Here is a 12987-nt window from a genome sequence, read left to right on the forward strand (position 1 = left end):
GTGAGTACGTTGCCGAGGTCACCGAGCTCGCGCGCCGTCACCAGCCGTTGCCCGAGTATGCGGACGTGTGAGGTGCCAAAACCATGCCTGGTGGACTGACCTGCACCTCAGGTCGCCGCAGATCCGCACTCGTCGATCAAGCCAGCGGACAGCGGTGACCTCGCCGTCCTCGGCAGGCTCCGCCGCACTACTCCCCCGCTCGCGCGGCTTCGGCCGGCGCACCCCCTTGAACTGTGGGTTCAAGATCGCTACACGATCTTTGCAAGATCAGTGGCGCACGGTTGCCCCAGCTGTTCGGACGACATCCGGCAAGGAGTGTCCGGACGGGCTGTCGCACCAGATCGCAGGGGGACTTGCATGAGCCATCCACGATCCATGTCGAGCGGACTGTGCAGGGAGGCACATGTCCGCCGGCGGACCACGAAGGTTCTGCTCAGCATGGAACACACAGCTTTTCGCATCGGGTTGATGGAGGAGGTGCGCCGTCTGCCAGGCGTGCTGAACGTTCGCGCGACAACAGCCGCTCAGGACCTGTGTGCGCCGTTGGACGCGGAGGTCGTGGTCATCGACTGCACCGCGGCCGACCGGGAGGCGGTGCGCTGGTGCGGAGCGGCGGTCAGCTTCGGGAAACGAGTGGTGGCCCTGACTCGGCGGGGGAACGACGACGCCGTGATCCCGCTGATGCGCGCCGGAGCGAGAGCCATCGCCCTCCGGGACGGGCCCACCGAGGAGATCATCGGCGCTGTCGCGGCCGCCGTCGCGCGGCAAGCCTTCCTGGCGCCGTCTCTCGTGAGCCATGTGATGGACAGCTTCACGGATTCCACGGGAGTGGAAGTGGCCGAAGTCGAACTCGACGGGCTCACAAGACGTGAGCGAGAAGTGCTGTCCCTGATCGCCACCGGCGATTCGAATCGAGACATCGCGACCCGGCTGACGGTGACCGTGCGCACCGTTAAATACCACGTTTCGAACATCCTCATGAAACTCGACCTGCGGGATCGCCGCCAGGTGATGACCCTGGTCCAACGGACAGGGTCATCCCAGGCCAGATGAGCGAAGACCGTACTTCGGGACAGGGCCGGGAACGAACCGATTCGCTACGTTCACATTGTTCGAATCCTCGCATTGCCGCGACAAAGGATGCGAACCGGCAATTTTCACTGAGGCCAGCCAAGGAGCAGCAATGTCCAGGAACAGCATGGGCCGTCGCCGCGGTCTGATCACCGCCGTCGCACTCACGCTCGTCTCGACGATCGGACTGGCCGCGACGACCGGCGCGGCGACAGCGGCCCCGGAAAGCCGGACGGAGTCCGCGAGCGTCAGCAACCAGGTGGCGAAGGAACCCATCTTCGACCACGTCGCGGAGCTGGAGGCGCGGAAGCCGCAGGAGGTGGCGATCGCGGCCGAGGCACTCGAGCCCTACGTCACCATCACCGATGAGGGCATGTCGTTGAACGCACCCGATCACGTGGTGGCTGCCCTCGACGCCGAGGCGGTGGCAGCGTTCCGGCTCAGCATCAAGCAGATCAACGAGATGGAAAAGGGCGCCATCGACACGCCCGGGAAACTCCCGTTGTCCGAGATCCTCAAGTTCGTCAAGAACAACTGGCGATCGATCGTCGACGCCGCCAAGAAAGCCAAGGTCTGGTCTCTGCGCAAAGCGACCCGCTGCCTGCACGGCGCCCGGGACGCGATCGTGAAGGCGGCCGGCAACGATCCTGCTTACCTCGCCGAGAACCCGAAGGTCGCACTCGCCGTCGCCATCGCGGGCTGCATCAACCGAATTCGCTGAGCCACGACCTGAGCGTTCAGAACGGCCCGCCGATGGAGTCCATCGGCGGGCCGTTCGCTGCCAGACGTTCGGTCACTGCCGTACTCGTGCACCGTCTCGCTCCGTGCTGTCATGATCACGGAACGGGTTCGAGGCGGGGAGCGGTGTCGTGGCAGTGGTGGTTCGCCTGCTGGGTGAGGTCGGCGCCGAGGTCGACGGGCGACCGGTGGATCTGGGGTCGCCCAAGCAACGGTGCGTACTGGCCGCGCTCGCCCTCGACTGGGGCGGCGTGGTGCAGGTGGACCGACTTGTCGTACGGGTTTCCGGAGCGGACGCGGAGCACCGGTCGCGGGCGGTCCTGCACAGCTACATCTCCCGGCTGCGCCGAGCGCTGGCCGGGACGGGGACCGGTGTGAGCATCGTGTCCCGCTCCGGCGGCTACGCCCTGCTCGCCGAGACCGAGCCGGTGACGGACCTGCAGCAGTTCCGTGCATTGTGCGCCCGCGCCCGCGATGACGACAGCCAGGCGGTGAGCCTGTGGAACGAGGCACTGGCGCTGTGGAAGGGACAGCCGCTGACCGGCGTGAACGGCGAGTGGGCGGAAGCCGAACGCGACAGGCTGTCGCAGGAGCGGCTGGAGGCCGAGCACGACCTGGCTGACGCACTGCTGCGTCGCGGAAAAGGTGCTCAGCTGGTGAGCGTGCTCTCCGCACGCGGCGCACAGCTGCCCTTGGACGAACGGGTGATGGGCCAGCACATGCTGGCCCTGCGGCAGGCCGGCCGCACCGGCGACGCGCTGGACCTCTACCGGAGGTTTCGCGCGCGCCTGCGCGAGGAGCTCGCCACCGAGCCCGGCGCTGCGTTGCAGGACCTGCACCAGGAGTTGCTGACCGCCGATCACGTTCCCGCCGGCGAGTCCCGGAGCGCGACGGCGATTCCCCGGCAGCTGCCGATGACGCCCACGCCGTTCCTCGGCCGTCAGGACGAGCTGACCGTCCTGGACTCCCTCCTGGACCACTCCCCCATCACGGCCATCGTCGGCTCCGGCGGTATCGGCAAGTCCTGGCTCGCTCTGCACTGGGCCCACCGGCACGCCCATCGGTTCCCCGACGGCCAGCTGCACGTCGACCTGCGCGGCTTCAGCCCCGAGGGCGGCGCGCTGTCCCCTGCCGCCGCAGTGCGCGGGTTCCTCGACGCCCTCGGGATCGAGCCCGGCCGCATCCCGGCCGACCCGCATACCCAGAGCGCGTTGTTCCGCAGCCTCGTCGCGGACAGGCGGATGCTCTTCGTCCTCGACAACGCCGCCGACACCGCCCACGTCACCCCGCTGCTGCCGGGCGGCACGTCGTGCACGGTGCTGGTGACCAGCCGCAACCGGATGCCCGGACTGGCCACCGGGCACGGCGCCCGGCACCTGGTCCTCGACGCGCTCAGCGACGCCGCGTCCAGGGACCTGCTCGTCGCGAGGCTCGGAGCCGCGCAGGTCGAAGCGGAACACGACGCCGTCGACGAACTGGTGGAGCTGTGCGGCGGCTACCCGCTCGCGTTGAGCATCATCGCGGGACGCGTGCGCACCTGTCCCGGGACGTCGCTGTCCGCGCTCACGGCCGAGTTGCGCGAAAGCCTGCTCGACGTGCTCGACGAGGGAGACCCCGTCGCGAGCCTGCCCGCCGTGCTGTCGTTGTCCTACACCGCGCTGACCAGCGAACAGGCCGAGGTGCTCGGACTGCTCGCCATCGCGCCGGGACCGGGCATCGGCCTGCCCGGCGCCGCGGCGTTGACCGGTCTGTCCCAGGCCAAGGCCAGGACCGCGCTGCGCGGCCTGGAACAGGCGTCGCTCCTCAGCCAGAACACCCGAGGCCGCTACGGGATGCACGACCTGATCCGCCACTACGCCGCGGACGTCGCGCACCGCGACCTGGACGGGGAGGCGCGGGAGGCGGCGTTGCGCCGGGTGATCGGCTTCTACCTGCACACCGCCCACGCCGCCGATCGCCTGCTGTATCCACACCGCGTGGACATCGAGCTCGACGGACCGGGCCACACACCTCAGCCGTTGCCCGACACGGCGGCGGCCATGGCGTGGTTCGACGCGGAGCACGCCTGTCTGCTGGCGGCCCAGAACGCCACCGCGGTACTGGGGTGGCGCCGCGCCGTCTGGCAGCTGGCGTGGTCGCTGTCCACCTTCCACCAGCTCCGCGGACACCACCACGCCCAGATCCGTGCCTGGGAGACCGCGCTGATCGCGACCGAGCAGGGGCCCGACGCGGCCGCCACCGTGCTCGGGCACCGCCAGCTCGGACTCGTCAACGCCGACCTCGGCCGGCACCGGCAGGCCCTCCACCACCTTCTGCGCGCTCTCGTCCTGGCGGAGCAGCAACACGACCAGACCGCACAGGCCCACACCCACACAGCCCTGGCCAGGGCGTACGAGCAGCAAGGGGACGACACGAACGCATTGGAGCACTCGGTCCGGTCCCTGGAGCTCTGCCGCGCGCTCGGCAACCGGGTCTGGGAGGCCGGATCGCTCAACGGCGTCGGCTGGTTCGCCGCCCGGCTCGGTCAGCACGACGTGGCGCGTGAGCACTGCCTGGCCGCTCTGGAGCTCCACCGCGAGCACGACGACCCGGCCGGTGAGGCAGGGGTGCTGGACAGCCTCGGCTACATCGCCCACCTCGCCGGCGACCACGCGCTGGCCGTCGACCACTACCGGCATTCCTTGGCGCTGCAACGAGAACTCATCTACGACTACGGGATCGCGGAGGCCCTGGCGGGACTCGGTGCGCCGTACGCCGCGCTCGGCCGGCACGACCAGGCGCGTGCGGTGTGGCAGGAGGCGCTGGAGATCTACGAGCAGCAAGGCAGGACCGAGGAGGCGGAACGCGTCCGAAAGCAACTCGCCGGCCTGCCCGCACAGGCCGGGCGAGATCTTCGACGAGCGGCACGACCGGCTGGGACCTGAGATGCCGCGTCGCCCTCACGACCCTCGAAACGTTTCTGAGTCGATTGCCTGGGTATGGCTGCCCTGTCAGTGAACAGTCGACAGGAGCAGCCGTATGCCTCAGATCCCGTTCGGAATGGCGGACGTACGTGTTCGCAGTGTGGTTGCGACCGAGCTCGCGAGGCCGACCACGTCGGCGGAGGGGGTGTCGCAGTCATGAAAGCGCTGACGTGGCAAGGAAACGAGAACGTCGAGGTCGTCGACGTGCCGGATCCGCGCATCGAGGAACCGACGGACGCGATCGTCAGGGTCACCTCGACCGCCATCTGCGGTTCGGACCTTCACCTGTACGGGGTGCTCGGCCCGTACCTGAAGCCGGGCGACGTCCTCGGTCACGAGGCGATGGGCGTCGTCGAGGAGGTGGGCGCCGAGGCGAGTGGTCACCTCAAGGTGGGTGACCGGGTCGTGGTGCCGTTCAACATCTCCTGCGGACACTGCTGGATGTGCGAGCGCGACCTGTTCGCGCAGTGCGAGACGACGCAGGTCCGCAGTGAGGGCAAGGGCGCGAGCCTGTTCGGCTACACCTCGCTCTACGGTTCGGTGCCCGGCGGGCAGGCAGAGTACCTCCGCGTGCCACAGGCCCAGTTCGGGCCGATCGTCGTCCCGGACGGCACACCCGACGAGCAGTTCCTGTTCCTCTCCGACATCCTGCCGACGGCGTGGCAGGCCGTGCGGTACGCCGACGTGCCACCCGGCGGCACCGTCGCCGTGCTCGGTCTCGGCCCGGTCGGGCAGTTCGCGGTCCGGATCGCGCGGCAACTCGGCGCCGGCCGCGTCATCGGGGTGGACCGGGTTCCCGAACGCCTCGCGCTGGCTGAACGGCACGGCGCGGAACCTGTCGACTTCGACGAGTTCGGCGGCGCCGACGAACTGGCGGCCGCGTTGATCCAGATGGTCGACGGCCGCGGTCCGGACGCCACCATCGACGCCGTCGGCATGGAGGCCCACGGTGGAGGCGCCGTCGCCTTGGCACAGAAGGCCGCCGGAATGTTGCCCGACGCGCTCGCCCAGAAGGTGATCGACAAGCTGGCCGTCGACCGCCTCGACGCTCTGCACGCCGCCATGAAGGGCGTGCGCCGCGGCGGCACCGTGTCGGTGTCCGGTGTGTACGGCGGCGAGGTGGACGCGATGCCGATGATGGAGATGTTCGACCGCGGCATCCAGTTGCGCATGGGCCAGGCCCACGTGCGCCGCTGGACCGACGACATCCTGCCGCTGGTGCTCGACCCGGCCGACCCGCTCGGCACGCTGGACCTGACCACGCACCGCATCCCGCTCACCGACGCCGCACGCGGGTACGAGATGTTCCGCGCCAAGAGCGATGGCTGCATCAAGGTCGTGTTGACCCCATGACCGGGAAGGTCGTGCTCGTGGTCGGAGCCAGCAGCGGGATCGGGCTCGCCGCGGCGACGGCGTTCGCCTCTCGCGGGGAGGACCTCGTGCTGGCCTCCCGCAGCGGCCAGGCACTCGACGCCGCGGAGAAGGCCTGCCGCGCGGTGGGAGCCGGCGCGGTGGACGTCGTCGTCGACGACATAGCCGATTCCGGTGGCGCCGCCAGGATCGTCGCGAGGGCGCTGGACCTGCACGGCCGCATCGACGTCGTGGTGCACAGCGCGACGGTGATGGGATACGGCACCGTGGAGTCGATGCCCGCGGAGGTGTTCAACACCGTCGTCGACACCGCGATCCACGGCACGCTCCACCTCGCTCAAGCGGTCCTGCCCGTCCTGCGCCGTCAGCACACAGGGGTGTTCATCGCGGTGAACTCCCTGCTCGGCTCGATCACCGTCCCGCAGATGGGCGCCTACTCCACCGCCAAATGGGGACAGCGCGCGATTCTGCGCACCCTGCAACAGGAAACCCGCGACGAACGCGGGGTGCACGTGTGCATCGTGAGTCCCGGCAGCGTCAACACGCCGGTGTACGACCAGGCCGCCAACTACACCGGTCGCGCGGCACGGCCACCGATCCCGGTCCTGAGTCCCGACCGCGTCGCCACCGCGATCGTCCGCCTGGCCGACCGGCCTCGACGACACGTCTCCGTTCCGGTCGGCCCGGCCAATCCGTTGATCGTTTCGGCGTTCCGGTGCCTGCCGAGCCTGTACGACCGGCTGGTCGGGCCGCTGTTCCGTCTCGCGGCGCTGACGAAAGGAGCCGTTTCGCCCACCCCTGGCAACGTGTTCAAGCCAGTGGCGACAGGCGAGGGAGTCTTCGGGCGGTGGCCCGTCAAGCGGTGACGTGTTCAGCGGCGCGATCGCGTCGGCGGGTCGGGGACGCGGTCGTGCGGTGTGCCTCGCGCTCACGGTGGTGGCCACCGTGTCCCTGTCCTCCCCCGCCGCTGCCGGTAGAGCTCATCGCGGCCGCAGACAAAACGCAGCGTCACTCATCATGCCTTCTCCTCCGGTGGGCCTTAAATTTGAGATCGACAACGACTTCGTCCCAGGTGGGGGTGCGGCTGTGGGCGAGGAGCGCCCGGAAAAATCCCACACAGGCACCGCCCGCCCCGAGCCGGGGCCGCTGGGCGATGCTCGCGAGAACGCGGTGCACGCCACCGGGCTGACCGCGCACGCGGACATCGGAATGGACCGGTTCGCACGGCTGGTCGTCAGAGTCCTGGACGTCCCGATCGCGCTGGTCGCGCTGGTGGAGCCGGACCGGCAGATCTTCCCCGGTCTCATCGGGCTCGGTGAGCCCTGGGCCGGCACCCGCACCACGCCGCTGTCGCACTCGCTGTGCCAGCACGTCCTGCACTCCGGCCGCCCGCTCGTGCTGCACGACACCGAAGCGGACCAGAACTGGTGCGCACACCCCGCGGTCACCGAGCTCAGGGTCGCCGCCTACGTCGGCGTGCCGCTCACCGACGACGACGGCAACGTTCTGGGCTCGTTGTGCGCGATCGACACCACACCCCACCAGTGGAGCGACGCCCAGTTGCAAGACCTGGTCGACCTGGCCGCCGCGTGCAGCGCCGAACTGCGGCTGCTCATCGTGTCGCGCCGCGCCGACGCGGCCAACGCCCGAGCCAGCGCGCGCACCGAACGCACCCAGGTCGAACTCACCCGCGCGGAACTGCTGCTGCGCGCGGCCACCGATCTCGCCAACACGACAGGTCTGCACCAGGTCCGCCGGCAGGTCCGCGATCTGATCACCGGCGATCTCAAGCCTCGCTACGTCGGCCTGATCCTGATCGAGGGCACCCGGCTGCGGCGCCTGATCGACGATGACGATGACGCCGCGGTCATGGAACACGCCTACGAGCGCTACGGCCTCGACGAGCAGTGGCCGACCGCTCGCTCGGCCCGTGACAACACCACCGTGATCATCCACGGCACGGAGGACCTCCTTGCGGGCGCCTACAGCCGCGACGCGGTCGACGCCTGGAGCATGCTCGACCTGCACACCGCGATCTGCGTCCCGCTCCCCAGCACGTTCGGCCCCCTGGGCACGCTCGTGATCGGCTGGGACACGCCGCACGAACTCGACACGCTGGAACGCGCCATCATCACCGCGCTGGCCGGATACACCGCCCGCGCCATCGAACGCGCGATGTTCGTCGACCACCGCATCATCGTGGCCCGAGAGCTGCAGCAGGCCATGCTCACCGAACTGCCCGCGGTCGACGACGTGGAGATCGCCGCGCTCTACCGGCCCGCCGCCACCGGCGAACTGGTCGGCGGCGACTGGTACGACGCCTACTCACTCCCCGCCACCACCACCGATTCGGCCACGCTCGCGGTGACGATCGGCGACATCACCGGCCACGACATGCAGGCCACGACCAAAATGGGCCAGATCCGCAGCATGCTGCGCCAAGCCGATCTCGACCACCCCGATGCCGGCCCCGCCCGAGTCGTGTCCGCGCTCGAACACGCGAACGTCACGCTCGGCGTGAACGCCTCCGGCACCCTCGTGCACGCCCACCTGCGACCTACGAACGCCGGCTACTGGGAACTGACCTGGACCAACGCCGGACACCCGCATCCGCTGCTGCGCCGGCCCCACGGCGACGTCGACGCCGTGGGCGGCCACGACCTCATGATCTTTCCCGGTATGGCGCCACCACAACGCACGACGCACCGGGTCACGCTCACACCAGGAACCTGTGTCCTGTTCTACTCCGATGGCCTCATCGAAAGGCCCGGCCACGACCGCGCCCGCGACATCGACGTCGGCGCCGCCCACGTCATCTCCGTCGTCGCCCAGCACGGCGAACGCCCCCTGCCGGAGCTGCTGGACCTCCTCGCTGACGACGTCGGCGGCATCGGTCCTGACGACGACATCGCCCTGCTCGCCATTCGTGTCCCCTAGCCCGCTGTGCTGCCTCAGCGGTGCGGGGCGTGGAGCGAGCAGCCGGCTCAGATCCGGGTCATGGTGCTGGCGTATCCACCGCCGCCGGGGTAGACCCATTCTCCGGTGACCGTGGTGCCGTCGGCGCTGAACGTGCCTTGGTAGTACGCGGGGCCGCCCTTCGCGCCGCCCCAGATGGTGAGCACGTCACCCTTCAGTTCGTAGACGTAGTCGAGGGTGTTGCCGGTCGAGTCGTAGAACCGGGACACGACGTCCGCGCCGGCCGGTTCGCCGAACGGACGGAGGTTGCCGATCACCTCCATCCCCGTGACAGGCTGACCGAACTGGGTGAGCTCGACCTGCTGGAGCAGGAAGAACCGGCCGGGCATCCACTCGTAGCGCACGGTTCCTTCGACGCCACCGGTCACCTTCCAGGTGCCCACGAGCCGGTCGAGGGCCTGCAGGTCGGCACTCGGGTGGATGGTCTGTTCTGACATGTCGTCCTCCTCAGGTGGTTCGCTGAATGCCGTTACCTCGGAGACGACCGCGAGATCTCGACGTCCAGTCGGTGTGCCCCAGGTCACTTTTGGGCTGTGTCGAGATCCCGAGAACAGCGACGTCGTTGCGGCGAGCGCGTCCTCCTGGACGGCCGTCGTCGCGCGGTCGCTGCCTGCGGACGCCTGAACCACCTACGTTCTCCCCCGGCAAGATCGACGAAGAGGATCAACGTGAAGTACCTGTTGCTGAGCTACACCCCGGCCGCCTCCTGGGACGCTGGCAGTGCCGACACCGCCTCGGACGAGGCGCTGGCCGCGTTCGCGGTCTACCAGGAGTTCGAGAAGGAGTTGGTCGAGAGCGGTGAGTTCGTCACCAGCGAGGGCCTCGGGCACCCGGCGGTCAGCACCACGGTGAGCAAGACCGCGGAGGGTGTCGTGGCGACCGATGGACCGTTCGCGGAGTTGAAAGAGGTGCTGGCCAGCTTCGCCGTGATCGACGTCGTCAGTCACGAGCGCGCTGTCGAGATCGTCGCGCGCATCGTCGACGCGCTCGGCGAGCCGATCGAGATCCGCCCGATCATGGGCGAGGACTTCGGGGCATGACCCACCTCGCCAGGGACGTCGAGCACCTGCTGCGCACCGAGGCGCCGCAGGTGCTCGGCGCGCTGGTGCGGCGGTTCGGCCAGTTCGACGTCGCCGAGGACGCGGTGCAGGAGGCGCTGCTCGCCGCGAGCCGGACGTGGCCCGCCGACGGTGTGCCGGAGAACCCGCGCAGCTGGCTCATCCGCGTCGGCTACCGGAAGATGGTCGACCTGCTCCGTTCCGAACAGGCTCGGCGCAGACGTGAGCACGAAGCCAGCCTGGCCCAGGTGGCTCTGGACGAACCGGCACGCCACGCGGGCCCGCCACCGGACGTCGACGACAGCCTCACCCTGCTGATGCTCTGCTGCCACCCCGCCCTGCCGACCACCTCCCAGGTGGCCCTCACCCTGCGCGCGGTCGGCGGCCTGACCACCGCCGAGATCGCGCACGCCCACGGCACGACCGAGAACACCATGGGCACCCGGATCAGCCGCGCCAAACAACAACTCGCTCGCGCGGGCGCCCGGTTCACCCCGCCGTCCGACGACGACCGGGCCGGCCGGGTCTCCGCGGTCATGCAGGTGCTGTACCTGATCTTCAACGAGGGCTACACGACCTCGTCCGGCGAGGAGCTCACCCGCGTCGACCTGACCCACGAGGCGATCCGGCTCGCCCGCATGCTCCGCGACACCCTGTCGGCCGACCACACGACCGCCTCCGCGTTGTCGGCCGAGGCGACCGGCTTGCTGGCGCTGATGCTGCTCACCGAGTCACGCCAGCAGACCAGGACGGGCGATGACGGCGAACTGGTACCGCTGGACGAACAAGACCGGACGCGCTGGAACGCGGACCTCATCCGCGAGGGCACCGCACTGATCGAGGGCGTCTGGCACCGGCGCGAGATCGGGCCCTACCAGCTGCAGGCCGCGATCGCGGCCGTCCACGCCACCGCCGAGTCGCCCGAGCAGACGGACTGGCCGCAGATCGCGGCCCTCTACCTCTGGCTCGAACGACTCGCCCCCAGCGCGCCCGTCCAGCTCAGCCGGGTCGTCGCGGTGGCCCGGGCTTACGGCCCGACACGAGGGCTGGCCCTGCTCGACGATCTCACCGAGCGCCATCACCTGGACCAGGCCCCGCTGGTCCACCAGAGGGGACGCGTCGTCCGCGCCCACTTGCTCCAGATGACCGGCGACATCACCGGCGCCGCCGCCCTCTACCGCGAGGCGGCGGCTCTCACCGGCAACCACGTCGAACAGCGGTACCTGCACGGCAAGGCCGACCGTCTCGACCCACCGGATCGACGATGAGGCGGCGGCCGCCGCTCGCGACGCGAAGGTGTGCCGATGCACATCAACGCCACGGTGTCACGTGCGGCTGTCACCACCAGACTGAAGTCGCGCCGACGGTCCCCGGTGACTCCCACCCTCGCGTCGCCGGGATGTTCCCGAGGTGTCATCCGGCCAGTCCGGAGTGCGGGGCTCCACATGCTGCTCTCTCCCAGCGCGTGGAGCCCCGCATCTCGAGCGGTGCGTGCGCACACGACTGACGACAGGCAGCAGAAGATCGTGCGGAATGCCATGAACGGCAGCGGAATCTCGCCACTCACAGGTGGCGGGACTCCTTCTGCCGGAGCACTGACGAACGAAGCCGGTCCCGAGCCCCTGATCCACTTCACCAGCGGATGAACGTAAGACGATGCTCGAAGATGTCGCAGGAAGCATGACACCGAACTCGACCAGCACCGTCCTCGATCTCTGCTGTGCCGGGCGATCCGAGCTGGCCACAGCCATCGCCGCCGCGATCAGACCGGCAGATGGCGCCCTTCCGCTCCAGCACGGCGACACCGTCTCGGCGGGGGTGCTGGCGTCGGCACTCCTGGATGAAGGAGGCGGCGCCGCAGCGTCTCGAAGTCGTTGGCGTCGCAGGCTTCGCGGACTCGGCCGGGTGATCGCCGGGCACGTCCGCAGCGGTCGTGCAGCCACCCGTGACGTTCTCGCCGGCCTGAGACTGGCGGAGCTCGAAGTGCAGAGGCACCTGTGGTCCGATGCCTGCGCGAACAACCTCAACGGTGCGGCCAGGAGGTCGGAACTCGTCGCCGACCGGTGTGGACAGCTGCGTTCCGAGGTGGTGATGCTCCTGGTTCGGGACGCGGAGGAAGACAACGCCAGATCGTCGGGGGAACTGCTGACGGAGACGTTGCTGGTGGATTCCGACACGGCACGCGCGGTGGCGGGAGACCTCGGCATCCGGCTTGCCGACAGGTGGATGGTCGCCGCGGTTCTGGATCCTGAGGCAGCCGGACAGCTCGGGCGGAAAGATGAGCTGGTGTCCTTCCACAAGGGCATTTGCTGCGTTCTCGTCGCCATCACAGGTGATGACGACGGCGGGTCCGCCCTCCGGGTGGCCGAAGCCACGTGCGCGGCCGTCGTCGGCCTGGCCGGACCGGCGGGAACAGAAGAACTGCAGTCAGCCCTGCGCCGGGCAACCGACATCGTCTCGCTCGGTCACGCCGCCGGGCTGACGGGGGTGGTGACCGAGTTCGACGTCCTGGTGGAGGAATCCGCGGCGACCGACGCGGAGGTGTCGGCACGCTTGAGCGCAATCGTCGCGAGGCTGGACGAAGCGGGTGCACGACTGGTGGAGACGCTGATCTCCTTTTACGCCAACGACATGAGCCGTACCAGAACAGCGTGTGCGCTGGGTGTGCACCGCAGCACGCTCGAGTACCGGTTCAAGCGGATCCGTCAGCTCACTGGTTTCTGTCCGGCCTCCACCCGAGGAGTGGTGCTGTTCTCGACGGCGCTCACGGTGGCACAGGTGCTGTGAGGTCATGCCCCGTCAGGCCAGGT

At 69.3% G+C, this 12987-nt stretch carries 10 protein-coding genes; 9 read left to right on the forward strand and 1 reads right to left on the reverse strand.

The genetic code is table 11. The features are described 5' to 3' along the window. The first annotated feature begins 468 nt into the window (after positions 1–468). The 6 genes from PV646_RS20460 (at position 469) to PV646_RS20485 (ending at position 9080) form a co-directional block, all read left to right on the forward strand. The gene (locus PV646_RS20460; protein ID WP_500343762.1) at positions 469–1053 is read left to right on the forward strand and encodes a response regulator transcription factor; all 585 of its coding nucleotides are present in this window, start codon (positions 469–471) and stop codon (positions 1051–1053) included. Positions 1054–1183: 130 nt separating this feature from the next. Next, positions 1184–1792, forward strand: a complete 609-nt coding sequence (locus PV646_RS20465) for a hypothetical protein (RefSeq protein ID WP_500343763.1) — start codon at positions 1184–1186, stop codon at positions 1790–1792. A 148-nt stretch (positions 1793–1940) separates the two neighbouring features. Then, positions 1941–4733 carry an AfsR/SARP family transcriptional regulator gene (locus PV646_RS20470; protein WP_500343764.1) on the forward strand — a complete coding sequence of 931 codons (2793 nt, stop codon included), beginning with the start codon at positions 1941–1943 and terminating at the stop codon, positions 4731–4733. A gap of 195 nt (positions 4734–4928) precedes the next feature. Then, positions 4929–6125 carry a zinc-dependent alcohol dehydrogenase gene (locus PV646_RS20475; RefSeq protein ID WP_500343765.1) on the forward strand — a complete coding sequence of 399 codons (1197 nt, stop codon included), beginning with the start codon at positions 4929–4931 and terminating at the stop codon, positions 6123–6125. Next, positions 6122–7009, forward strand: a complete 888-nt coding sequence (locus PV646_RS20480) for an SDR family NAD(P)-dependent oxidoreductase (RefSeq protein ID WP_500343766.1) — start codon at positions 6122–6124, stop codon at positions 7007–7009. The genes PV646_RS20475 and PV646_RS20480 overlap by 4 nt, the downstream gene beginning before the upstream one ends. 220 nt (positions 7010–7229) lie before the next feature. Then, the gene (locus PV646_RS20485) at positions 7230–9080 is read left to right on the forward strand and encodes a GAF domain-containing SpoIIE family protein phosphatase (protein WP_500343767.1); all 1851 of its coding nucleotides are present in this window, start codon (positions 7230–7232) and stop codon (positions 9078–9080) included. Positions 9081–9127: 47 nt separating this feature from the next. Here the strand turns inward: PV646_RS20485 and PV646_RS20490 are convergent, their stop codons facing one another. Then, positions 9128–9556 carry a hypothetical protein gene (locus tag PV646_RS20490; protein ID WP_500343768.1) on the reverse strand — a complete coding sequence of 143 codons (429 nt, stop codon included), beginning with the start codon at positions 9554–9556 and terminating at the stop codon, positions 9128–9130. 231 nt (positions 9557–9787) lie between these two features. Between PV646_RS20490 and PV646_RS20495 the strand changes: the two genes are divergently transcribed. The 3 genes from PV646_RS20495 to PV646_RS20505 all read left to right on the forward strand — a co-directional run bounded on the left by PV646_RS20495 (position 9788) and on the right by PV646_RS20505 (position 12964). Further along, positions 9788–10159, forward strand: coding sequence for a YciI family protein (locus PV646_RS20495; RefSeq protein ID WP_500343769.1), 372 nt, complete (start codon positions 9788–9790; stop codon positions 10157–10159). Further along, entirely contained in the window at positions 10156–11445 is a 1290-nt protein-coding gene (locus PV646_RS20500) for an RNA polymerase sigma factor (RefSeq protein ID WP_500343770.1), read from the forward strand. The genes PV646_RS20495 and PV646_RS20500 overlap by 4 nt, the downstream gene beginning before the upstream one ends. Before the next feature lie 715 nt (positions 11446–12160). Continuing rightward, positions 12161–12964, forward strand: coding sequence for a PucR family transcriptional regulator (locus tag PV646_RS20505; RefSeq protein ID WP_500343771.1), 804 nt, complete (start codon positions 12161–12163; stop codon positions 12962–12964). Positions 12965–12987: the final 23 nt, after the last annotated feature.

The sequence above is a fragment of the Streptomyces sp. ID05-26A genome, assembly GCF_033794685.1.
GTDB lineage: Bacteria > Actinomycetota > Actinomycetes > Mycobacteriales > Pseudonocardiaceae > Lentzea.

Bases quoted from the DNA above. Each gene is read 5' to 3' on its own strand.
- PV646_RS20475 (WP_500343765.1), top strand. From the start codon at position 4,929: ATGAAAGCGCTGACGTGGCAAGGAAACGAGAACGTCGAGGTCGTCGAC.
- PV646_RS20465 (WP_500343763.1), top strand. From the start codon at position 1,184: ATGTCCAGGAACAGCATGGGCCGTCGCCGCGGTCTGATCACCGCCGTC.
- PV646_RS20460 (WP_500343762.1), top strand. From the start codon at position 469: ATGGAGGAGGTGCGCCGTCTGCCAGGCGTGCTGAACGTTCGCGCGACA.
- PV646_RS20500 (WP_500343770.1), top strand. From the start codon at position 10,156: ATGACCCACCTCGCCAGGGACGTCGAGCACCTGCTGCGCACCGAGGCG.
- PV646_RS20490 (WP_500343768.1), bottom strand. From the start codon at position 9,556: ATGTCAGAACAGACCATCCACCCGAGTGCCGACCTGCAGGCCCTCGAC.
- PV646_RS20480 (WP_500343766.1), top strand. From the start codon at position 6,122: ATGACCGGGAAGGTCGTGCTCGTGGTCGGAGCCAGCAGCGGGATCGGG.